The sequence below is a fragment of the Pectinatus haikarae genome (assembly GCF_050916305.1).
In the GTDB taxonomy this organism is placed as follows: domain Bacteria; phylum Bacillota; class Negativicutes; order Selenomonadales; family Selenomonadaceae; genus Pectinatus; species Pectinatus haikarae.
Map to the genome: position 1 here is coordinate 39,943 of NZ_CP116940.1, position 25,005 is coordinate 64,947.

A 25,005-nucleotide genomic window follows, 5' to 3' on the forward strand; every position below is an offset into this window, starting at 1 on the left:
TATAAAATCACTAGTCACCATTCATTGTTAAATCAAGATATATTCAAATTTTTTATTATTACAAAATGTCATAATCCAAAGGAACATAGATAAGCAATCGCAACAGCTATTGGTCCTGTGATAATCCGTGAAAAAAGTATTGCGGGTACTCCTGTTGAAATAGTCTTGGGTTTTGCTTCTCCCAGTGTCATACCTACTGGTGCAAAATCACATCCGACTTGTGAATTAATTGCGAACAAAGCCGGCAATGCATAGTGAGCCGGAATAGTTCCTTTTGCTATTTCACTTCCAATCAAAATGCCAATAACTGCGGCAATAACCGCACCCGGCGCAAGCAATGGGGACAAAAATGGCAGACTTGTAATTACTCCAAGGATAATCAGACCGATTAAACTGCCCGCCAAAGGTGAAAGTCCGGTAGCAATAAGATTTCCTAAACCCGTATAATTGATAATCCCAATTAAGGTTGCAACAAAGGCCATAAATGGTAAAATATTGGTCATTACCGTATCGATTGTTTCTCTTCCGGCTTGATACATAATGTTGATAAAGTTCCCCGCGGCCCTGCCAATTCGATCAATGAAACCAATAACTCCCCTTCTTTGATCCGCAGTTGCTTGCTGATTATCTGTATTTATACTGTCCTTATAGTGCCCATCCTGTATTTGTACACCATGATCAGAATTTATAGCAAATTTCTCCGTAGATTTATCTTCACTTAGTAATTCAATATCATCAACCGTTGTCCCCGAAATAAAAATATCTTCCGTCATAAATTTTGCTAAAGGCCCTGAAGGAGCCTGAAGTTTTATATTAACCGTCGGAATGCGAAGCCTCGGGTAAGTTCCACACCGGGCTGTCCCACCGCAATCAATAACGGCACATAAGGTTTCTTCCTTTTCAACAGGATTTTTAAAAGCATCTACAGCTGTTGTTCCTGTCATCTCAGCAATTTTTTGCGCTACAGGATGAATTCCTCCACCTGTTACAGAAATAACGTATTTCTTCTGATCATCAGGTATAAGGACAAAAGGTCCGCCCCATCCGCCTTTACCTTGATGCACTCTGACACTTTGATATTTACTCACGTCAATCCCCCCTGATATCAAAACTATTCATTCTACTTAAATTACCTGATCCGCAACTATATTACTCTTTCCCTCTTGCCTCTTAGATAAAAATTTATTAATCTTTTCTGTCACAACACCACGAATAAAAATAACAATAAACCCTGCCAATAGATAGCGGATTGCTAATTCACTCTGATTACCAACCTGTGCAAATCCCTGTGCAATTCCCAAATAAACAAACAATTCTGCCGCATTGGCATGAGGAAAAAGGCCTACAATAGGATGAACCATTGAAACAGTAGCATCATAATATGACGCTTTATGTTCTTCCTTTAAAAATCTTCCAAATGTATAACACATTGGATTAGTGAGAAAAAAAACAGATAAAAAAGGTATCACCGTATATCTTAAGACAAAAAATCGTGTACACTTTTGCATGAAACGAAATACTCGTTCTTCATTTATTAGTTTAATTAATGCATTAACGGTTAAAATCAGTGAAATCAGTAAAGGAACAATCCCCGTTACCAATCCGACAAATGTCGTCGCCCCTGCTTGAAACATCCCAATAAAGCCCGATGACAATTCTACCAGTATGTCCATTTTTAATTCCTCCTCGCAGTAAATTCAAAATTCTCCGTAAATATTATCACCGCGGTAATCACAACTTGGCCCAGTTGTGTAAAATGTTCTTGTATAGAACAATTTACACAAAGAGAACAGCATGATATAATGAATATGTCAATAACTTGAAATTAAATAATATTTAAAAAATATATAATATTATTTGTGCTGAATATTTTGCGTCGGAGGTTTTTATTTTCCTGATGGAAGAAATTGAAAAAGTAAATTTAATTCAGATACTGACCTTACACTTTGCAGAAGGCTTGACACAATCCGAAATTGCCCGGCAATTTGGTGTATCCAATACTATTATTTCGCGAAAAATAAATAAAGGCAGAAAGCTTGGGTTAGTCAAATATTTTTTCAAGGATGAAACCGCATACACGGTAAATCTGGAACGTACTTTAGAACGACAATTTTCTCTCCAGGAGGTAATTGTCGTTCCATCTTTTGGTAAAGATTTGAGTATGATTGAATATGAGGCCGCTAAAGCAGCTGCCTTCTATGTAACAAATAATCTACATCATTTAAAATCAATCGGATTGACTTGGGGAAAAGCATTGTGGCGCTTTATTCAGGAATTACCATATCAAGATAATAAAGATTTACATATCGTTCCATTATGCGGAGGAATCGGGGCAACAAATCTTGAGATTCATTCCAATGCATTATCCTTGGAAATGGCTCGACATTTTTCTTGCAATTATTCTCAACTTTATGCGCCGGCAATAACGCAAAGCTTCGATTTAAAAAATCAACTATCTTCTCTTCAAGCTATTGCTGACATTTTGGAAAAAGGCAGATCTGTAGATTTGGCTATTGTTGGCATAGGTGACATTACCCGAGCCTCTACAATGAGAGAAGTAGGCTATTTGAAAAAAAACAGCTGGGATCTTTTGCATTCTTTAGGAGCTGTTGGTGATATAGGATGTATGTATTTTGATAACAATGGCATAGAAATACAGTCCAAATTTAATAAAAAAGTCGTCGGCATCACATTATCTTCTCTAAAAAACATTAAAAATGTTATGGCAATTGCTTATGGTTTGCAGAAGAAAGACGCCGTCCTTGGTGCACTGAAAGGGCAATACATTAACACATTAGTCATAGATAGCGATTTAGCCGCTGCAATTCTTACTGCAAACTAAATCTGTTATTACGCCTTTAAAGGAGGTTTTGCTTTGCTGACCTGGATAGAAAAACGTCAGTTAACTAAGCTTGCTACCTGGTATTATATTGATGGTTGGACACATGAAGAAATTGCAGGCAAATTAGGAATATCCCGTCCTGTGGTGTCAAAGCAGCTTCAACGCGCCCGTGATATTGGAATCATAGATTTCTATATTGAGAATGAAACCCGCAATACAATAAAATTGGAATCAGATCTCAAGCGTAAATTTAGCTTAACATATGTGAAAGTTGTCCCATCAAATCATACCCTAGTGTTGGAAAAAGCAGCTATTATGAAAGTGACCGTTCTTTATTTACTTCAACGGTTTTCCACTATAGCATCTCTGGGAATTGGCTGGGGTAATACCATGTCCAGTTTAGTGGAAGAATTTCCTTATCATCCCTTTGCACATCTGAAAATAATACCCTTAATAGGCGGTATTGGTGCTTCGTCGAAAAATATTCATTCTAATGATCTAGCCTTGCTTTTAGCTAAAAAGCTTATGTGTGACTACGCTTATTTATATTCTCCATTTATTGCTACCTCACACGAAATGAAAGAGAGCCTTTTACAAATACCTGAAATACACCAAACTCTGATGCAGGCCAAAAACGTTGATTTAGCCATAGTCGGTCTTGGTATAGCTAACCAATCAGCTACATTAAGCAAAATTGGCTATCTTTCAGAAACAGACGTCCGTGAACTAGCACAATCAAATGTTATCGGTGACATTACTTCCTATTTCTTCAATCAATCTGGGCAGGAAATCAATTCTGAGTTTAGCGCAAAAACCATCGGTATCGGTTTAAAAAACCTAAAATCAATCCCGGAAGTTTTGGGGATATCCTATGATAGAGAAAAAATTCCAAGTGCCTATGTCTCTTTAAAATATAAGTATCTAAATAGTTTCATTACAAATGAGTCCACTGCAAATTCATTGCTCCAAAATTACTATTAAATATCTAAATATAGACAAAAAATGACACCAATCCATTATATATGGTTAGTGTCATTTTTTATGTTAATGAACTCAATTATTTGTTATATTAAAAAAATATCATATCAATTTTCACTGCACAGTATTTGGTTAAATACCAACCTTGATACTAGACAGTTATCACCTGAACGTCTCTTTGCCGCAGTTCGTCAAATATATCTTTAGGAATTTTACTATCAGTAATAAGTATCTGAGGTATATTTTTTATATTTAAAGGAATTGTACCGCGCAGCCCAAATTTTTCGCTTTCAGTAAGAATAATTAATTTATCACAGGAGTTTGCCATATCTCGAACAGCCTGTGATCTCATTTGATCTTTATTTGCAAAACCACTGTTTCTATTATATCCGTCCGTCCCGATAAAGAAAAATTCGACATTATAATTTTCTGCATTAGCACGAATCATCGGACCGACAAGACATTCCGATTTTTCTTGATAAAGTCCACCCAAGATAATGATTTGAAATGAAGCTTGCCGTTGACGCAGGCTTTTAGCAATATAAGTGCTATTGGTCACAATTGTCAGGTTATTTTTGACAGCGGCAAGTTCTAATGCCAGCAAGGCACAACAGCTGCCATTTTCAATCATGATTGTATCACCGTCCTTGACTAGCTCGACAGCCCGTTTAGCAATTTTTATCTTTGAATTGTAATGATACGCCAGCCTCCCGGCAATATCATCTTCGTTATGTAAAACAGCATATCCATGCTCACGTTTCACCATCCCGGTAGATTCAAGTTTTGTCAAATATTTACGTATTGTCACTTGAGAAATCTGCAATTTTTTAGATAACTCGACAACATCTATTTTTTTATAAGCAATCAGAATTTCTAAAATATCATTTAAAATATTTTTCATTTAATTATCCTTTTCATAGTATGCCGTTTATTTAAATTTCAAATGAAATTAAAAAAAGGCAGCTATATCATTTTTTATGAATTGTTTTTGAAAGTCTTTTAAATCTTCTTTATGCAAGGCAGACACATTCCTATAAGCATATTTTCTATTCAGCATTTTATATTTTTTTTGACCATACTGATGAAAAGGCAGAAGCTGAACTCTTTCGGCCCCAACTTCTCTCAATCTTCCAATAAACCCGACAGCATCCTCTGTCTTGTCATTATAGCCTGGGATGACAGGAATTCGAGGCAAAACTATTTTCCCCATATTAATAGCTGTTTTTATATTAGCCAACGGCAACTCATTTGAGACGCCAGTCCCTTCTGTGTGTTTACCCAAATCCCAATGTTTAAGATCAAAAAGGATCAAATCCGCATTCTTAACAACATGCACAAATACATCAGAAGGTGCATAACCGGATGTTTCGACCGCGATGTGAATATTTTCATCCCTAAGTTTTTGAATCAGCGCTGCAGCAAACTCCGGCTGGCTTAAAACCTCTCCGCCCGAAAGAGTAACCCCCCCATTGCTTTCTTCATAAAACTCATGATCCTGCAGACAAATTCGCACTACTTCATCAACGGACATTATTTCGCCCTCACATTTCAAGGCTTTTTCCGGACATTCCATGATGCATGTTCCGCATTCTGCACACCTTTCAGCATTTATATAAACTTTATTTTTTTCCCATGAAATGGCCTTTTGAGGACAAATATCACTGCAATGATAACAGCGAACGCACTTATCTGAATCCCAAAGAATTTGTATGGCAGAGTATTGACTTTCCGGATTGGCACACCATTGACAGCAAAGCGGACATCCTTTGAAGAAAACTGTCGTCCGTATTCCCGGACCATCATCAGTGCTAAATTTTTGAATATTAAAAATAACACCTGATGGTGTGTTTTTAGTGTTCATAACCTGACCTTTCAATTTAATATTCTACTTTTAACGACTATCTCATTTTGCCTTATATCTATTAAAATTTTTACCAAATATAATATCATTATAACACATTCCTTATTTTAATTATTAATGAAATTAATTATATTATATATTGACATAAAAATTAATAAATGCTAATATTTAATTACAAATGAAATAAGAATATTATAATGTCTAAAAAGGAGAGCACAGCTTTTTAATAGTAGTAAAATTTTCTCAATATTAAGTAAACAAATAATATAAGCTACTCAGCAAAATTTTTCATCGGCCATTAAAAAGCTAAGTCTGCACAGGCATAATGCGCAATTTTCTGTCAAATAAACGGAGGTAAGCAAATGAAAAACAACGACCATTTTGGTATCCTGACCGAACGTATGCAAAATTTTCGTGAAGAGGTTTTAGATGAAAAACCGTATATTGATGCCGAACGAGCTATTCTTGCAACAGAATCCTATAAAGCCAATCTCAACCAGCAAAATGTGATAAAGCGGGCCATCATGCTGCAAAATATTTTAGAAAAAATGACTATCTATATTGAAAATAAAACACTGCTGGCCGGCAACCAGAGTACCAAGAACCGCAATGCTCCAATTTTTCCGGAGTATACGATGGATTTTGTCATTGACGAGCTGGATAAATTTGAAAAACGTGATGGAGATGTGTTCTATATAACAGAAAAAACCAAGGAACAGCTTCGAACTGTTGCACCCTTTTGGAAAAATAACAACTTGCGTGCAAGAGGAGAAGCACTTCTTCCTAATGAGGTAAGTATCTTTATGGAAACGGGTATCTTCGGAATGGAAGGTAAATTAAATGCGGGCGACGCTCATCTGTCCGTAAACTATAGCAAATTGCTTTCCGATGGTTTAGCCGGCTATGAAGAACGCACAAAAAAATTAAAAGCTGAACTTGATCTCACAGACCCTAACAGTATCGATAAATATATATTCTATAAAGCTGTTCTGATTGTCATAGCTTCAATTCGAAATTTTTCTCTCAGATATTCAAAATTGGCTTCAGAACAGGCTGCTAAGGAAACCGATTTACAGCGAAAAGCCGAACTCACGGAAATATCAAGAATTTGCTCTAAAGTACCATATGAACCGGCAGCCTCTTTTCGTGAAGCGATCCAATCCGTATGGTTCATTCAACTTATTCTTCAGATAGAATCGAATGGCCATTCCTTGTCGTATGGTCGCTTTGATCAATATATGTATCCTTTTTTTATAAAAGATATAGACAAAAAACGTATTACAAAAACAGATGTGCTGGAGCTTCTGACCTGTCTCTGGATAAAAACTCTGACCATCAATAAAGTTCGTTCTCAAGCACACACATTCAGTTCAGCCGGAAGTCCTATGTACCAGAATGTGACCATCGGCGGCCAGACGACCGACAAAACTGATGCGGTAAACGAACTTTCCTTTATCGTATTGCAATCAATTGCCCAGACCCGTCTGACACAGCCAAATCTAACAGTACGTTATCATAAAAACCTCAACAAAAATTTTTTTGACGAATGCATTGAAGTTATGAAACTTGGTTTCGGCATGCCCGCATTCAATAATGACGAAATAATTATTCCGTCATTTATTAATTGGGGCGTAAACGAGGATGATGCCTATAATTATAGTGCAATTGGCTGTGTAGAAACTGCCGTCCCCGGAAAATGGGGTTACCGCTGCACAGGTATGTCATATATAAACTTTCCGCGAGTACTTCTTTGCAGTATGAATAATGGCGTTGATATGACCTCCGGTAAAAAATTCACCAAGGGTTATGGTTATTTTACAGAAATGACTTCCTATGAACAATTGCTGTCCTCCTGGGATAAAACAGTCCGTGAAATAACACGTTACAGTGTCATTATTGAAAATGCTATTGATAAAGCCTCCGAACGTGATGTTCCCGATGTTCTTTGCTCACTGCTCACAGATGATTGTATCGGCAGAGGCAAAACAATTAAAGAAGGCGGCGCAATTTACGACTTTATCTCTGGTCTGCAGGTCGGTATTGCCAATATGGCTGATTCATTGGCGGCTATTAAAAAATTAGTTTTCGATGAAAAGAAAATTACAGCCAAGCAGCTTTGGGATGCCATCACAGATAACTTTCAGTCTCCTGACAGCAAAAAAATTCAAGCCATGTTAATTTATGATGCACCTAAATATGGCAACGATATTGATTATGTAGATAATTTGATCGTAGAAGCGTATGATTCATATCTGGATGAAATAAGAAAATATCCTAATACGAGACATGACAGAGGCCCGATTGGCGGCATTCGTTACGGCGGCACATCTTCGATTTCTGCCAATGTCGGGCAGGGTATGGGAACAATGGCAACCCCGGACGGCAGAACAGCCCACGAACCATTGGCTGAAGGCTGCTCCCCCTCCCACAATTCAGATAAAAACGGTCCGACGGCAGTGTTTAAATCCGTAACAAAATTGCCGACGGATAAAATCACCGGCGGTGTTTTATTAAATCAAAAGATGACGCCAATGATGCTGTCTTCCGAAAAAAATAAACAAAAGTTAGAAATGCTTATAAAAACATTTTTCAATCGTTTGCACGGTTATCATGTCCAATACAATATTGTTTCGAAAGAAACATTATTAAATGCGCAGGACCATCCGGAAGATCATAAAGATCTGATAGTCAGAGTTGCCGGCTACAGCGCTTTCTTCAATGATCTGTCCAGAGCAACACAAGATGATATTATTGATAGAACGGAACAATCCTTGTAGCCGGGTTGTTATGTCAGTTATTTTTCTCATCTGCTGAATGTTTTCAATTAATATTCCTTGTTCGTTCAAATCTATGTATTTTTACCTTTATCAAAATTCCAGACATTATCTATTTTATGGGAGCAAAATATCAATTTGCCGTGTTTGCCCCAGACCGGACAATGAAATCCTGCATTGTCCGGTCTGGGGCATTTTATTGTAAAAAATTATTATCTCAAACATATATGAATAAAAAAAGGCACAGCTGCGGTCATGAATACAATTTAATTAATTATTATTTACACTATCGGCTTTATTCTGCTATACTATATTTTACGGAACTTTTACAGCACAAAGCTCTGTTATATTCACCATTTTTAACGAAAAATAAGTTTAATACTGCTTCATAGAAAGAAGGAATGGATATGGCCCAAAATGATTTGCACCATACATGCAGTTTTTGTAAACGCAATATAAAGATCACAAATCAATATGATCTGCCTATTTTTGATCCCCAAACTGGATTTGCCATTTGTAAAAATTGCATAAAGGAAATTTATCAATTAATTAGTGATAATGAAGAAGAAAGTGCAAAAGTTGTCCGTCAGAAATTTATAAACGATTTAGATGCCGTTCTTGATAAAAATAAACCGCATATTATAAAAAATTATCTTGATGAATATATCGTCAATCAGGACCATGCAAAAAAAATTCTATCTGTGGCTGTTTATAATCATTATAAACGAATGAAATGCATGGACAATGGCGATAATGTCGAAATCGAAAAATCGAACGTCATCATGCTCGGTCCTTCCGGCTGCGGTAAAACGGCTTTGCTTTCTCACCTGGCCAAGCTTCTTGATATACCTTTTGCCGTTACAGATGCATCAAGTTTGACCGAAGCCGGTTTTGTGGGCGCTGACGTTGAAGTTGCCGTGAGAAATCTTTATTATGCCGCCGATAAAAACATTGAGAAGACAGAGCATGGCATAATCTATTTAGACGAATTTGACAAGATCGCCCGAAAATCCGGTGAAAACAACTCCATAACAGCCGATCCCGGGCATGAAGGCGTTCAGCAGGCTTTACTCAAAATGCTTGAGGGCAGTGTAGTGGAATTTACGGCAAGAGGGCAGCGCAAACATCCAGAAGCCCCAACTACAAAAGTAGACACTACTAATATACTCTTCATAGTCGGCGGCGCTTTTGTGGGCATCGACAAACTTATAGAAAAACGTTTGAAAAAGGACGATTCAGCTATCGGCTTCGGTGCTCAGGTTCAAAATAAAAATAAAGAACCAAAGTATGATGAGCTTATCAGAAAAGTAACCCCGGAAGATCTTATGAAATTCGGTATCATTCCGGAAATAATCGGACGGTTGCCTATTATCTGCACATTGGAAACACTCGACGAAAATGCGCTCCTGCGTATATTGACCGAACCGAAAAACGCACCTGTCAAACAATACGAAAAATTAATGTCTGTCGATAATGTAGAGCTCGATTTCACAGAAGAAGCCCTGCGCGCAGTAGCCAGAAAAGCTATTGCCAGAAAAACAGGCGCACGCAGTCTTAAAGGAATTCTTGAGGATGCCATGCTTGATCTCATGTATGAGCTGCCAAAATCAAAACTTCACCGCAAGGTCGTTATCAATGCTGATTGTATCGAAAAAAATGAGCAGCCAAAAATAGAAATACTGCCGGACAGCTCCGTTGAAGAGAAGGATAATTTTGCGGGGTGATTGCTAAATGGTTAAGCCGATTCTACTGCTCGGCAGCAGTGATCTGTATGACATCAGTCGGCCAGTCACTGAGACTGAAAATATAAAAAGCTTAATAGAAGACCTGCACGACACATTACAGGACTGGCGGCAAAAAAATAATGCCGGCCGCGCAATAGCGGCCCCGCAGATCGGTATAAAAAAAAGGGTCATTTACATGAATATCGATGAACCGATCATATTCATAAACCCTCGTCTGGAATTCCCGACACCGAAAATGATGGAAATCTGGGATGATTGTATGTCTCTGCCGGGTCTTTATGTTAAAGTGCGCCGATATGAACAATGCAATATCCATTTTACAGATATAGAAGGAAATAAAAAAAATTTTTATCTGCAAGGCAGCTTGTCCGAATTGATCCAACATGAATATGACCATCTAGAAGGCGTGCTGGCAACGATGAGAGCCATCGACAGTAAATCCTTCCGCATGCCGCGCGACTAAAATGCCCCATTTATATTTCTTCACAAAAAAACTGCCCGCCAATAAGTTAGATTCAAAACCTAGCTTAAATCAGCGGGCAGTTTTTCTATGAATTTCTCCTTTTAGAATTGGTCCGCCATATCTGGCATCCCACATTTTATGGCAATGCATAATATTTATATAAACAAACACCATATTATTTCAAAACTTTATCAGCTCTCACCGGTCAGCCCCTCAACGCGCAGCCTCCGAGCGTATCTGCGTATCATAATTGCGCCCCTGCACCATGCGCTGCCGCGATGCATCAAATTCAACATTTATGATGCTTCTTTCAGGCTCATATTCCGTTGTTTTTATATCAGCTATATCAAGTATCGTATGGATCATGTCGTCAGTCATATAGGGTCTGTCAATGGCAGCAGTAACGGATGCCCACTTCTGCGGGTAAGTCCTTTTAAATTCATCTGAAGCCCACATAATCATCGGTACTTCGAGCATATAGTGATTTGGATTTTCTTCTACATGTCCAGAAAAGCCGCTATTGTCATCATATACGGTCTCACCATGATCAGGTAGATAAATAACGATGGCATTCAATGAACGAAACTTATCAATAATGCCGCTGACGATATAATCATTATAGTATAGCGCATTAGCATACTGCGCTAAAACAGTCTTCTTATCATCATCTGCATCCCGGACAATATCTTCCCTGCCGAATTTAGAAAAAGCATATGGGAAGCGCTTATAGTAAAGACTGTGTCCGCCCATCAAATGCAGTACATAAAAATTTTTCCCGGCAGAATTTTTCATCGCCGTGTCAAGCAGCGGAAAAAGATCTTCGTCCAGTGTGCCGTAATCCTCATGTGATTCACGCATGCTGGTAAATTCATGAAAGGCGCTGCGCTTGGCATATAGCAATGCCACATTCCCCCATATACCCGAACTTTCCTGATTGGACAGCCAATTCGTTTTATAACCGGCAGCATTCATCACATCAATAAGATTATTATATTCATACCATGGTTTGTCCGCCTCATAATTGCAAAAGGTGAACAATTCGCGCAATACTCCGACAGTGGTGGCATGCGGGCTGATGCAGTCGGTGAATACAGCCAGCTCATTTTTGGCTCTGAGTTCGTCGAGATTTGGTGTGTCAGGAAGCGAATAGCCATATAGATGCATATGATTCCTATTAGTTGCTTCGCCTAAAATAAAAACAATATTGGGGATGGTACTGTTATTTCCTATTATATCATCGGTCGCGGACATCTCTTGATCAAGATTCTGATATGTTCTTATATTGCTGATCGCTGTCTGAGCTGCAGCATATACACGAACAGCAGGAATATCGAGCAGATTGCTTAATATTAGCGGTTTATAGCAAAGAAGAAGTGAAAAACCGGCAGTAATACCGCTTATAAGTAAAAACACCGGAACAAAGCTTCCCCGTCTGTGTTTTGCGAAAAATCCAGACTGAAAGAATGCCTTTTTTTTCAACAAGTAAGCAGCCGTGAAAAAGAACAGCCAATAAAGCAGCCAACTCCAGTTAATATACATCTTAAAAAATTCAGAAGCTTCATTACTGTTTGTTTCAAGAAGAGCTGTTATAATCCCCGGTCCTACAACAGCATTATATGTATAAATAGAAAAAAGTTCCGCCAGACATAAAGCCCCGCTTATATAAAAGATCAATGAGCCCAGAATTTTCCTGATGCAGCGGCAGGGAACAGCTGCCAGTAATAAAGTAAATGCCAATATTGCCGCAAATAAAAACAAAGCCTCAAGAAGCATGACAAGAAAATTATTTGTCTGCCATAATGACCATCCAACAGACAGATAATTGAATATAAAAATACCAATAATAAAGCCTTCATAGCCACTGAGTTTTTTCAAGATTATCGTAAAAATTTTTTCATTGACTGAATTCATTTTTTCTCCTTAGTACAGCAGTCTATACCAACATACTTATTTTTCAGAAAAGAAATACACTGCTTGAAATTTATCAATATTATAGCACATACAGCATTACGAACAAGCTCTATATTATATATCCGGACAAATTGCCATTTAATTACATATGACTTTTGCCGGATTCATTTTACATATTTGATATAAATTTTTTCTTGACTTTTTTTTTGTAACTGTATATAATATTTAAGTCGGCAAAAGTATTGGGGTATCGCCAAGTTGGTAAGGCACGGGATTCTGAATCCCGCATTCGTTGGTTCGAGTCCAGCTACCCCAGCCAATTGTAATTTCAGCACCGCATATGCGGTGCTTTTTTTGTATATAAACATATTATTCCAGCGATTTCAATATGCAAATTATTCTTAATTGTTGTCAGAATTTACAACAAAATAATTGATAGTGAATTTAATTTAGTGTATAATTCATATCAGTTAATTATGATTATCAAACAAATATTAATTATTATAATTTTATATGTAATATATTCATGCCAAAAAAACTGCTGATACACCTATGCTCCAGCAGCAATCCTTATTTTTCTATTTATCCTATAAACAGGAGGTTCTTATCGATGCAAAATGTTTTAGTAACTGGTGGTGCAGGTTTTATAGGTTCCCATCTGGTTCCCCACCTTTTAGCTCTGGGACACCAAGTCACCGTCCTTGATGATTTAAGCAACGGAAGAGAAGAAAACATTCCTTCCGAGGCAGAGTTTATCAAAATGGACATCTGCAACGAAAAAATCACCGGGGTTATGCAGAAAAAGAAATTTGATTCAATAATTCATCTGGCAGGTCAGACAGCTGTTTCTGAGTCCTTAAAAGATCCTATTATGGATGAAAAGCTTAATATAGAAGGCATGATAAATATCCTGCGAAGTGCATGCCAAACAGGAGTCGCACGTATAATTTTTTCATCAACTGCTGCAGCTTACGGCAACAATGAAAACCTTCCCTTACGAGAAAGTGCGCTTGCCACGCCATTATCATTTTATGGTCTCAGCAAAGTCACCGCCGAAAAATACATCCGACTTTATCATGACTATTTCGGGATAGATTATATAATATTTCGTTTTGCCAACGTTTATGGTGAACGGCAGGGAGACGGAGGAGAAGGCGGTGTAATAAGTATTTTTGCCAAACAAATTGCCAATGATCAAGATATTGCTGTTTTTGGCGATGGCGGACAAACAAGAGACTTTATTTATGCTGGAGATATATCATCCGGTCTGGGACAGGCTCTTGTGACAGACAATACAAATGATACATATAATTTGAGTACATATACGCAGACAAGCCTGAAACAGCTTATAACACTGTTCGGCAATATCGCGCACAAAAATTTTTCTATAAAATATACCAAAGCGCGCTCCGGTGACATATACCATTCTATGCTGGATAATACCAAGGCTATAGAAAAACTGGACTGGCACATGCATACCTCCTTATCAGAAGGATTAAATAAAACTTTTGCATATTTCAAAAAAGTAAAAGCTGAAGCGCACCAATGCGGTGATATTAGCGGTGATATTAAATGAATATTTTAATTGTAGGCGGCTGTGGATTTTTAGGCTCTCATTTTGCTGAAAAACTGCACAAAGAAGGCCATAAAATTTTTATAATAGATACGTGCAAAGATGCATCAGGCTGTGCCTTTACCTTTAAGCCGCAAATTTTACAGTGCAGCGCTGAAGAAAACAGCTGTAAAACTTTTTTCGAATTATATAATTTTGATACAGTTATTTATTCCGTAAATACTGCTAAGATTTCTTATCAGAAAAAATTTTCCGGATTATTAAATATTTTAGAATTATCCCACCGCCATAATATAAAAAAATTCATATTCATATCGGATGCCAAAAGCAGCATGATGATGAAATGCGACAACGATTATGTTTTTCATTGCATCCAGCAGGAGACATATTGCAAAAATTGGACCAAAACCTTCAAAATTCCCGTCATTATAATTAAATTGCCTAATGTATATGGTCCCGGTATGCTTCATAGCGATTACCCTTCAATAATACCTGCGGTTTTTGACGCTCTGTCTTCCGGTGAAAAATTGACAGATGAAAACATATCAGCATATCATCCCCAAAATTATATTTACATAAATGACGCGGCCGAAGTAATAAAAAAGGTTGTTGCCGCAGAGGGACTGCCCCCTGTACTTTGCGCTGAAGATGATTTCAATATATCGGCGGAAGGTTTAAAACATATAATTTCTGCTGTTCTGACAGGGAATGAACCCCAAAAAGGAAAAGATGATTTTACTCCTGTCAGCCCTACAGCAGATACTGAAGCTGCAAAAAAAATTTTAGACATAAAAACCAAATACAGCTTATTTGAAGGAATAAAGCTCACAGGGACTTGGTATAAAGACACCATAATCAAGGATAAAAAAACAATAAAGTCATCCAATTTGCATTCACGATTTAGAACACTGCGTCCATATATGGAAAATTTGATACTTTTTGCCATAGTGTTTTTCATCACCGTTCAGTTGAATATCGTCAATAATTTTGAAGCAATGTCCGGTCTTGACTACAGCCAAATATATATACTTATAATGGGCCTGATTTATGGCAAAAAACAGTCTCTTATTGCTGCATTTTTATCTATGGCACTGTTCCTGTTCAAAATAAATTCAAAGGGTCTGGACGTAATTTCTGTATTTTATAATATAGAATATACCATGCATCTGATAGCATATTTATTCATGGCCGTTTTTACAGGTTATATTACCGACAAACACAATTTTCATTTGCAGGATATGCTCCGCGAGCTGAATAAAATGGACACCAGACAAAAATTTTTAACAAAGGCATATGACGCAGCAATAGCACTGAAAAATAAATTTTACAGTCAAATAGTCAACTCAAGCGACAGCATAGGCTGGCTATACAACTCAGTAAATAAGTTATACAACATTGAAAGCGAAAAAATATATACGTCTGCCGTAGAGGTAGTATCTGAATTGATGGGCACGGAGAATACAGTTGTCGCGACAATTAATAAATCTGCTAATGGCAATATCTTTTTGCGTAGAAAAATAAAAAGAGGCAGCGCAACAGCAGCTTTACCGCTTTCTGCCAAAGTAGCCGATCATGAGTATCTTGATAAAGTAGTGAATAAAAAAGAAACTTTTGTAAATAAAACACTTGAAAAAAATATACCGGATATGGCGGTGCCGGTGATTGTCCGCAATGAGGTGATCGCTGTGATAGGTATATATGCCATTCCTTTTGAATTTTTCTCTCTGCATTATGAAAAAATGATGCGTATCATAAGTATGATGATAGCAGAAGCATTGGATAAGGCATCACAATATGAAAGAGAAACACATGACCAGAAATATATCAAAGACACTGTTATAATGAGAGAAAAGCCTTTTCTTGAAACAGAGAAAATCTTGCGGCAGCGTGGTATTGACAGCTACTATAAGTTTAGAATAGATGAAGTAAACGGCATTGTTCTGAAAAACGGTCTGAAAAATATACAAAAATCGGCCGATTATCTGCAAAAAGCTACCCGAGATGAAGATTATATCGGTATTGCAGGAGAATCTTTGTATATTTTAATGGAGGAACTGCCGACAGATATGCTAGCCACAGTGCAAAAAAGATTTTTAGAAAAAAACATAAAACTATCTCCGGCAGGTAATTGAAATGATAGAAATTATAGCGGGCTTTTTTCTAACAGCACATTTAGCGGCTGCGGCTGCCGTATATTTTATACTATCCAGAAAGAGCAGGCAGAAGGCTTTCTGTATGGGAGCGATAGTTTTATTTATCCCGATAGGCGGACTAATATATTACTGTGCCGAGGTACTGCTGTCCAGACGTTTTACGCAGAAAAATTTCATCAATGTCTATGACTACAGCCTTCAGCGATCGGAAGATACTGACAGAAATATGAACTTCATCGATTATGATGAAGACGCGATCCCCATTCAGGATGTAATTGCCATAAATGGTATCTCAAATAAAAGAGAGATATTGATAAACACAATCCGGCAAAATTTATTGACGGATTACAATACGCTCCTTACTGCGATGCACGATGATGACAGAGAAGTATCTCATTATGCAGTCTCAGTCATAACAAACACTGTCGACCGCATGGAAAATGAGATTTTTAAATTGAATAAGACAATCTACGATGATGACGGTGCTATATCCGCGTCACCCGATGTTTTGAAAAAATATGAAAAAATACTTGCCAATTATATCAAAGTATGCTCTATGGATGAAATAACAGAAAAGAATTTGCTGGAAAAATATGATACTGTATTAAGCAATATATTGGAACGGGCACAGGAATCGCTTTATTTTGAAAAAGCCGTCGCGCTGAAAATGAAACAGAATGATTTATCCAAAGCTGAATATTTCTGTCAGTGGTATGAAAGAGCTTATCCTCTTTCGGAACGGCCTTATATCCTGCTGATAAAATTATATGCCAGCAAAAGAGACCGCGAACAGCTGGAAAGCTCCATAAAAAAGATGAAGGCCCTGCCGTCTGTCATCTCAAGTGATGCGCTCGGCTTGATACGGTATTGGGATACAGGAGACAGCGCCAATGTATAAGAAGAATCTATTTTTGGCTGTTTTAATCATTTTTGCAATGGGGCTTTTTTTTCAATTCAATCGAATGGATGTCCTGCTTCATTTATTTAAAAGCAAAAATGTGACAAATGCCGTAACTGCCTATATCAAAGAACCCGACTCGGCAAAGCGCTTGACGAAGGATCGTTTTTTGATAATCTATGACAATGAAAATGTTTACTCGACGTTTTTAAAGTACAGGCTGCAAACCCAAATAGAACACTATATGAAAAAAGATGCTGATGTCATCACCATAAATGACAGCAGTTCTTTTCCGGCTAAAGATTACAGTGCCGTATTATGGGCTGCGGAGCGTTTTGACAATGAGGTGTTGTGGAACAGTGCAAGACAATATGCTGATAACGGCGGCACGCTGGAAATTATGACAACAGGCGGTATCGAAAATGCCCCTGCTCTTTATGAGCCTTTAGGCATCAGCAATGTAAACGGTTCAGTAACAGCAGCAGGCATCAATATGACCAGCACTTTATTACTGGGTGCCAATGGATTCAAAATGGCAGAAGGCGACACCAGCTACAATACATATGCCCTCAATTGTGAACTCCAGCCGGCAGCCAGTGTATATTTCACAAGCACCGACAGCCTGCCGCTTGCCTGGGAAAAAAAGCAGGGCAATGGTAAAATTATCGTATATAACGGCACGGAACTATATGCGAAAAAGAATTTGGGGATTTTAACAGCACTGCTGTCTCAAAGTCAGGATGATTTTTTGTTTCCGGTCAGCGCCACAAAAACTGTATTTATCGATGATTTTCCGGCACCTGTGCCTGATGGAGATTTCAGCAAAATCTATGCTGAATACGGACTGGCAACAGCCGATTTTTACGAACGGATCTGGTGGCCTTACATGCTGGAAACAGCCAAAAAATATGATCTAAAATATACAGGTGCAATAATTGAAACATATAATGATGAAGTAACTGGGGATTTTCGCATATATGATCAGAATGCACGGAGAAACCTTATCAAATACGGCAGAGAACTGTTGAACAGCGGTGGTGAGCTTGGCATCCACGGTTATAACCATCAATCACTCGTAGGTGCAGGATATGGTGTAAGAAAATATCTTGGCTATAATATATGGGAAAATCAAAAAGAAATGGAAAACTCTCTAAGTGAACTTAAGCGATATATAGCTGATGCCTTTCCCGGTTACGAAGTGCATGCGTACATACCACCGTCAAATGTATTCAGTCCTGAGGGAAAGGCTGCTGTTAAGAAGATTTTCCCTTCAATAAAGGCCTATGCATCAATGTATGAAGGAAATTACAGCGCTGAAAAAGTCTATTATCAGGATTTTAAACAAAACGAAGATGGAACCTTCGAATTTCCGCGCTTATCGGCAGGTTATAATCCTGACAGGAGTATGTATTACAGTGCTATAAACGGATTGAATGCCTATGGCATATTCAGCCATTTTGTTCATCCTGATGAGATTTTTTACGAAGAAAATGGTAATAACCGCTTTAGTGATATGGAAAATGGATTTGACCGTTTTATGGAATATTTTACCAATAACTATATATGGCTGCGCAGCACGACACTCAGTGATACCTTAAAATATTTCGGTGATTATCTGTCAATGGATTATAAATATCAAGAAAAAAATAATGTTTTGCACATTGACACATGGAATTACCAGTACGAACCGGCTTACATACTGCGTTCCACCAAAAAAATAAGGCGCTATGATGGCTGTGATATAACTAAAATTCAGAACGACGCTTACTATATAAAAATAAAGAGCAGTGAAGCTGCCATAACTTTTGACGAGGAATAGTCCGATGAAAATTTGCATTTTGACGGAAGGTAATTATCCATATGTGGTTGGCGGCGTATCAGCATGGATCCATATGCTGATACAGGGCATGCCGGAACATCAGTTTATAATTTATTCAATAGGCGCGGAAGAGAAAGACAGAGGCAAATTCAAATATCAGTTGCCTGACAATGTCATAAAGGTACAGGAAACATTTCTCGACAGCATATTACACTTAAAAGCACCTACTAAAGTAAGGGCAAAGTTAAGCGACGAACAGAAAAAATCCTTGCAGGAGCTGCTGAAGGGTGTAAATAAATTCGATTTCAAAATGCTCTTGAGCATTTTTCGTCAAACAAAAAAAAAGTATACTTTTATGGAAATTTTTATGTGCCAGGATTTCTACGATATTGTTATGACCGTTTATAAAAACAAATTTCCGTACCTGCCCTTTACGGATTATTTCTGGACAATACGTTCCATGCTTCTGCCGTTATTTTATCTGCTGCAGGAAGACTATCCTAAGGCAGATCTTTATCACAGTGTTGCCGCGGGTTATTGCGGTGTCATAGGAGCAATGGCTTCTTTACTGGAAAACAAACCATTTTTATTGACCGAACACGGTATCTATTCAAGAGAAAGAGAAGAAGAAATATTAAAATGCAGCTGGGCTGAGGGCGATTTCAAAAAAGTCTGGATCAAATATTTTTATGCTTTGTCTAATCTATCGTATGAACACGCAGACACAGTGACGACACTTTCAGAGGGAAATCTAAATGTAGAGCTGGCTCTTGGCTGCGACGAAAAAAAAATTCTTATAATACCCAACGGAGCAAAAGTTGACCGTTTCAGCACTGTCACCTCCGATTACAGTGGAAAACGTCCTTTTACAGTCGGCGCTATCGTCCGCATAGTGCCTATAAAAGATATCATCACCATGCTTCGCAGCTTTTATATGCTGAGTCGTGATATTCCCAATGCACGCTTTATCATTATGGGCAACTGTGAAGAAGACCCCGAATATTTTGACTCCTGTAAGAATATGGTAAAAACGCTTAATCTGAGCAGCGTAGAATTTACAGGTGCAGTTGATATCTTGACACGCCTGGATGATATAGATGTACTGGCATTATCCAGTATAAGTGAGGGGCTGCCCTTGGCTATACTGGAAGGAATGGCTTCCAGGAAGCCTTTTGTTTCAACAGATGTAGGCTGCTGCCGTGAACTGCTTTACGGAAGTTACGATGATGACTTGGGCAAGGCGGGAATAATCGTTCCCGTGATGGATTTCAAAGCTATGGCAAAAGGCTTTCTTCTGCTGGCCCAAACCCCTTCACTGCGTCAAAGCATGGGAGAAATTGGCTGTGAGCGAGTGAAAAAATACTATACGTATGAGGAGTTCATAACAAATTTTAAAAATCTTTACAGCAGCTATAATTAAAAAAAATAACTGATATAATCGACTCAGCTTAAAGGCTGCCGGATGAAAAGGAGATAAACAATTGGCTGGAATAGGTTTCGAGTTAAAACGATTATTTGCAGACAAAAGCGTATATGGTTACAGCAAAGCTTTTTCATATACAATCATGGTAACACTTGGTCCTTTTATTCTTATGACAGTGATGATTTTATCCATTCAGCTGATGCTGAAAATATTCGATAAGCCTTTTTATTTATCGGAGCTATACGTTGTTTCCGTTATTTATCCCTTTATCTTTTCTCATATATTTTCCAGCGGCTTCAATATGATCATAACTCGCTATATTTCTGACAAGCTCTACATAAAAAAATATGATGATATAATCCCTTCAATGTATGGTATATTGAGCATAGCTCTTTTTTGCGCTGCCATACCCGGTGCTCTGTTTTTTTATTTTGCCAAAATTGATCTTATCCTGAAATTGTTCACATTTATTTTCTTTATGCAAATGATCATGTTATGGTTGTTAGGTGTCTATCTGAGCGCACTGAAGGATTTTGCCAAAATCGTACGCTGTTACGGTATCGGTATTACCGTGGCAATAGTTCTCAATTTTTTAGCTCTATATATAAATTTCCAGGATACCGTTTCAATGGCAATGATCTGTATGAATGCAGGCATACTGTTGATAAATATTTTGCTCTTGTTTGAAATAAAGAAATATTTCACAACATCCAGCAATGACTATTTGGGATTTCTCCCCTATTTTGACAATTATGGCAGTTTATTTACTGCCAATTTATCTGTTACTTTAGGAATGTACATTCCCAATATAATTTTTTGGTTCAGTGAAATGCAGACAGTGGTTTCCGGTACATATATCTATGCTCCGTCATATGATACTGCCACATTTTTTGCATTTATGTCTTCACTGGCAGTAATGGTAATGTTTGTTGTAGTAACCGAAACAAATTTTTATACGAAATATGCACGTTACTTTAATTATATTACAAATAAAGGAAACGCCGCCGATATTGAAACCGCAAAAATCGAAATGATTGGCACGATGTGGCGGGAACTGCGCAATATATTTGAATTTCAACTGGTGATCACGCTTTTGTTCATAGTTGCCGGCAATTATCTTCTCCCGCTGCTTGGCTTGAATTATGAAGCCATATCAATCTATCAGGTTGTCTCTACCGGAGCATACGCTTGTGCCTTAATGCAGATAATCATCATTCTGCTGTTTTATTTTGAAGACAGACGCGGTGCCATGGTACTATGCATATCATTTTTGGCACTTAACATAATTTCCAACTTGGTCAGTCTGCATATGGGACGCACGACCTTTGGCACAGGATTTTTCTTAACCTCCTTTATTATGCTGCCCGCAGCTGTATACAGACTGGATAACTACATGCAAAATATAGACTATTACATATTTTGTAAAAGGCCGGTATATCACAACCGGGACAATGGCATATTTACTATCATTTATGAAAAGCTTATCTGCGGTAAAAGGGAAGGTGTTATCGTTGAACAACCACAAAAAGGCTGATGTAAAAACTGCCTCTTCGATTTTATATAGGAGGATGCGAAGCTCAATCTTCTACGCGATCATACCGTTAGGATTATTTTTACCGGCCGGCAGCGCATCTGCCGCAGGAAATCCAGGCGCTGTATCTGCTGTGGATGAAAGTGAAGACACTATAGACAGCATTCAAAATGAGGCACAGTCAGTAACTGACAGAAAAAATAATGAAGCTGCTCTGCAAAGCACACAAAAAGATTTACAGCAAACTGAACTGGATATTACTTCCACTCAATCATCCTTAGCAGATAATTCTGTGAATATCACACAAGGACAGGCAGATTTAACTGCCATCCAAAAAAATCTTCAGACAGCTGTGCAGCAAGAAGATACTGCCTATGACAATTTTTTAAAAGCCTATGCAAAAGCGCTTTCCGCCGTTGATGAAGCAACCGCATTACAAACAGAACTTATCCGTTATCAGGCAGAATATGAAGCAGCCGTGTCATATGAAAATCATATCAACAGCATTTCATCCGTGTCCTCAAACAACACTACGGCTATAGCGGGTCGTGCAGAAGAGGGAAACGGCAGCGTACCATCAGAAATAGAGGCTAAACTGAAGGAATATAATTATGATGAAAATTATCTTGATACAATAAATAAACAGCTTTATGGCGGTCAATCTCAAGCCGACAGCGGCAGCACTGTCCAAGATGAAAGTGAAGAGAATGATGCTGTTCAGGAACAGGCAGCAGCCGATGCCGCATCCCGTACTGCACAGGCAGAAAGCGAACTTGAAAATGCGCAGGGCCGCATGGACGAATTGCAGGATATCATCGCTGCAAGCGACGACGCCAAAACCGACTGGGATGATGCCCAAAAAGACGTTGCTGAACTTACAAAAGACGAATCAGAACAAAATGAATATTTGGCTGCTCTTTTGCAGGATCAACATGAACTGACAGGATATCTTACCGAATACATAGAAAACAGGAAGAATCTTGCCGATGATATCTTCTCCATAAAAGAACTGCTTAATCCCTATCAAAATTACAGCAGTTTGCAAACTTCGGCCAAATTTTACACATGGCACGACGGCACCGGCCACAAGGGAAAACAATATATTAATCGGACAGATTACAGCGCAGCCATAGGAAAGTTTGAATTTGGTCTCAGCGGAGGAACTTTCAGATCAAATAATGAAAGCAGCAATAACGGCAGTGCCGGCGGTCTCCTCGATACAGACCTGCACATGGGCATCCGCAATTTTAGTGAAATAAATCAAGTTACCTACAATATGGATATAAACATCCCTACAGGAAAAAACAATCTGCGAAGCACTACTGCAATGTCAACTGATCTTGTCCCTTATGACAGATTCGGTGACGGTTGGCAGATCACTCCCTCCATACGTGTCAAACACAAAGTCAATGATATAAATTATATACTCTATGGCGGCGGTATAAATTTCAAGGGAAGTTATAATTACAACAACACCAGCATCAATCCCGGCACAGAATTTACAGGAAATATCGGCTGGCTGCATGCAGCCGAAGGAGAGCAATTTTTATCTCAGATGTTTTTCAACAAATCCGCCAGAAGTCAGGACGGTGACCTCTCCTATAGGGACGGCAGCAGTATTGAATGGCGCAATACATATAACAAACAATTGACGAAAAATTATAACTGGCCATCATATGTTTGGCTGGCTTACAGCGCCAAACCGGACTATTATGATGACACAACTGCATCCGGCAGCCAGACACGTATCTTTTACGGCACAGGCATAGAGAAAAAACTTTCCGCTAAAGAAAAGTTACGCTTGATGTTTCACGGTATGCACAGCATAGGCAGCGATTATGATCCTGTCACACAACTGGCCTTCTCAGGCAGAGACAGATATTCTCTGAAACTGTCATATAATAAGATCCTCAATGACAAAAACAGTTATTCTGTTTCATTAGAAGATTTTTATATGAAAGACAGCGGCAACAGCACACAATCATACAAAGGTATAAATTTAATGTTCAGCTATAACAGGAACTTTTAGGAGGAACGGATATGAAAAGAAAATTTTTTATCTGTATAATGTTACTTTCGCTGACGATCCCTTTCACAGAATGCAAAGCAAATGATGCAGCAGAAAATTCTCCGTATTTTTACAGAACAAAAATGATTGATTTCATTAGCGATATATCTTCTTACGCTAAAAACCAAAAACATGACTTTGGTTTTATCACCAATAACGGCCTGGAACTTTATCAGAGCAGCGAAGTGCCTGCCGGCTACGCCGGGCAGCTTCTGGGTGCGGCAGACGGCGCACTGATAGAAGGTTCTCAATACACATGGGATGACAATCACAACGGCGGTGTACAGACGTCTGTCGAAACAAAAAAATACATAACTGATTCTATTGCTGTTCTTCACAGCAATAATAAGCTCATCCTTTCTGTCGATTACTGCGGAGATGATAAACAAAACGCATTGACAGCAATAGAAAAAAATAATGCGGAACATATCGTCACATTCCCCGCACGATATAAAGAGCTGACCTCTCTGGAATACGGCAGCCTGGAAAAAAACGACAAAAATCGTGATATAAATACACTGAATACCGTCAAGTCCTTCATCATTCTGCTCAACCCTGAAAAATTTACTGATAAAGCAGATTACCTGTCAAAATTAAAAACATCTTCTGCAGATCTTCTAATAATCGATTTATACTATAATGGCAGTCCGTTATCCTCAGAAGACTTAAATTATCTCAAAACAAAAACCGACGGCCATAGACGTCTTGTGTATTCATATATGAGTATAGGTGAGGCAGAAGACTACAGATACTACTGGCAGACACAATGGAATGAGGAACTTCCTGACTGGATAGTCACTAAGAACGACCAATGGCAGGGTAATTATCCTGTAAAATATTGGCGTAAGGAATGGCAGAAAATTATTTACGGTACCAAAAACGCTTATCTTGATAAAATCATATCTGCCGGTTTCGACGGAGCTTTTCTGGACATAGTGGACGGCTATCAAAACTTTGAATGAAATA

Annotated in this window: 18 protein-coding genes and 1 tRNA gene; 14 read left to right on the forward strand and 5 right to left on the reverse strand. The window is 38.2% G+C overall.

Translation table 11 applies throughout. From position 1 onward, the window contains the following. Positions 1-68: 68 nt before the first annotated feature. Positions 69-1,088 carry a PTS glucitol/sorbitol transporter subunit IIB gene (srlE, locus tag NXG61_RS00245; RefSeq protein WP_307222858.1) on the reverse strand — a complete coding sequence of 340 codons (1,020 nt, stop codon included), beginning with the start codon at positions 1,086-1,088 and terminating at the stop codon, positions 69-71. A gap of 36 nt (positions 1,089-1,124) precedes the next feature. Then, positions 1,125-1,673, reverse strand: coding sequence for a PTS glucitol/sorbitol transporter subunit IIC (gene srlA, locus NXG61_RS00250; RefSeq protein ID WP_307222860.1), 549 nt, complete (start codon positions 1,671-1,673; stop codon positions 1,125-1,127). Positions 1,674-1,897: 224 nt separating this feature from the next. Here srlA and NXG61_RS00255 point away from each other — a divergent pair, with 224 nt between their 5' ends. Then, a complete protein-coding gene (locus tag NXG61_RS00255) occupies positions 1,898-2,842 on the forward strand; it encodes a sugar-binding transcriptional regulator (protein ID WP_307222862.1) in 945 nt (314 codons plus the stop codon). A gap of 33 nt (positions 2,843-2,875) precedes the next feature. Continuing rightward, positions 2,876-3,823 carry a sugar-binding transcriptional regulator gene (locus NXG61_RS00260; protein WP_307222864.1) on the forward strand — a complete coding sequence of 316 codons (948 nt, stop codon included), beginning with the start codon at positions 2,876-2,878 and terminating at the stop codon, positions 3,821-3,823. A gap of 148 nt (positions 3,824-3,971) precedes the next feature. On the opposite strand, the gene NXG61_RS00265 is transcribed toward NXG61_RS00260, so the two are convergent. Together NXG61_RS00265 and NXG61_RS00270 are read right to left on the reverse strand one after the other, a co-directional pair. After that, the gene (locus tag NXG61_RS00265) at positions 3,972-4,721 is read right to left on the reverse strand and encodes a DeoR/GlpR family DNA-binding transcription regulator (RefSeq protein WP_196605693.1); all 750 of its coding nucleotides are present in this window, start codon (positions 4,719-4,721) and stop codon (positions 3,972-3,974) included. 48 nt (positions 4,722-4,769) lie between these two features. Beyond that, positions 4,770-5,681: a glycyl-radical enzyme activating protein gene (locus NXG61_RS00270; RefSeq protein WP_307222867.1), complete on the reverse strand. Its 912-nt coding sequence runs from the start codon at positions 5,679-5,681 to the stop codon at positions 4,770-4,772. Between the two features lie 362 nt (positions 5,682-6,043). Here NXG61_RS00270 and NXG61_RS00275 point away from each other — a divergent pair, with 362 nt between their 5' ends. The 3 genes from NXG61_RS00275 to NXG61_RS00285 all read left to right on the forward strand — a co-directional run bounded on the left by NXG61_RS00275 (position 6,044) and on the right by NXG61_RS00285 (position 10,663). After that, the gene (locus tag NXG61_RS00275) at positions 6,044-8,458 is read left to right on the forward strand and encodes a glycyl radical protein (protein ID WP_196605694.1); all 2,415 of its coding nucleotides are present in this window, start codon (positions 6,044-6,046) and stop codon (positions 8,456-8,458) included. Positions 8,459-8,862: 404 nt separating this feature from the next. After that, positions 8,863-10,179 carry an ATP-dependent Clp protease ATP-binding subunit ClpX gene (clpX, locus tag NXG61_RS00280; RefSeq protein WP_196605695.1) on the forward strand — a complete coding sequence of 439 codons (1,317 nt, stop codon included), beginning with the start codon at positions 8,863-8,865 and terminating at the stop codon, positions 10,177-10,179. A 7-nt stretch (positions 10,180-10,186) separates the two neighbouring features. Further along, on the forward strand, positions 10,187-10,663 hold the full coding sequence (locus tag NXG61_RS00285; RefSeq protein WP_196605696.1) for a peptide deformylase: 477 nt from the start codon (positions 10,187-10,189) through the stop codon (positions 10,661-10,663). A 213-nt stretch (positions 10,664-10,876) separates the two neighbouring features. Here the strand turns inward: NXG61_RS00285 and NXG61_RS00290 are convergent, their stop codons facing one another. Continuing rightward, the gene (locus NXG61_RS00290; RefSeq protein ID WP_196605697.1) at positions 10,877-12,574 is read right to left on the reverse strand and encodes a phosphoethanolamine transferase; all 1,698 of its coding nucleotides are present in this window, start codon (positions 12,572-12,574) and stop codon (positions 10,877-10,879) included. Between the two features lie 243 nt (positions 12,575-12,817). On the opposite strand from NXG61_RS00290, the gene NXG61_RS00295 reads away from it, so the two are divergent. The 9 genes from NXG61_RS00295 (at position 12,818) to NXG61_RS00335 (ending at position 25,001) form a co-directional block, all read left to right on the forward strand. Beyond that, a tRNA-Gln gene (locus NXG61_RS00295) sits at positions 12,818-12,893 on the forward strand. Between the two features lie 291 nt (positions 12,894-13,184). Continuing rightward, entirely contained in the window at positions 13,185-14,150 is a 966-nt protein-coding gene (locus NXG61_RS00300) for an NAD-dependent epimerase/dehydratase family protein (protein WP_307222868.1), read from the forward strand. Next, a complete protein-coding gene (locus NXG61_RS00305; RefSeq protein ID WP_196605699.1) occupies positions 14,147-16,279 on the forward strand; it encodes an NAD-dependent epimerase/dehydratase family protein in 2,133 nt (710 codons plus the stop codon). The genes NXG61_RS00300 and NXG61_RS00305 overlap by 4 nt, the downstream gene beginning before the upstream one ends. Position 16,280: 1 nt before the next feature. Then, a complete protein-coding gene (locus NXG61_RS00310) occupies positions 16,281-17,198 on the forward strand; it encodes a hypothetical protein (protein WP_307222869.1) in 918 nt (305 codons plus the stop codon). Beyond that, the gene (locus tag NXG61_RS00315) at positions 17,191-19,017 is read left to right on the forward strand and encodes a DUF2194 domain-containing protein (RefSeq protein WP_307222871.1); all 1,827 of its coding nucleotides are present in this window, start codon (positions 17,191-17,193) and stop codon (positions 19,015-19,017) included. Before NXG61_RS00310 ends, NXG61_RS00315 begins: the two co-directional genes overlap by 8 nt. A gap of 4 nt (positions 19,018-19,021) precedes the next feature. Then, complete coding sequence (pelF, locus tag NXG61_RS00320; RefSeq protein WP_196605702.1) at positions 19,022-20,437, forward strand: GT4 family glycosyltransferase PelF; 1,416 nt, start codon at positions 19,022-19,024, stop codon at positions 20,435-20,437. Between the two features lie 61 nt (positions 20,438-20,498). Continuing rightward, positions 20,499-21,974 carry an exopolysaccharide Pel transporter PelG gene (gene pelG / locus NXG61_RS00325; RefSeq protein WP_307222872.1) on the forward strand — a complete coding sequence of 492 codons (1,476 nt, stop codon included), beginning with the start codon at positions 20,499-20,501 and terminating at the stop codon, positions 21,972-21,974. Next, a complete protein-coding gene (locus NXG61_RS00330) occupies positions 21,952-24,000 on the forward strand; it encodes a hypothetical protein (RefSeq protein ID WP_432748955.1) in 2,049 nt (682 codons plus the stop codon). Before pelG ends, NXG61_RS00330 begins: the two co-directional genes overlap by 23 nt. A gap of 11 nt (positions 24,001-24,011) precedes the next feature. Then, positions 24,012-25,001: an endo alpha-1,4 polygalactosaminidase gene (locus NXG61_RS00335; RefSeq protein ID WP_307222876.1), complete on the forward strand. Its 990-nt coding sequence runs from the start codon at positions 24,012-24,014 to the stop codon at positions 24,999-25,001. Positions 25,002-25,005 lie beyond the last annotated feature (4 nt).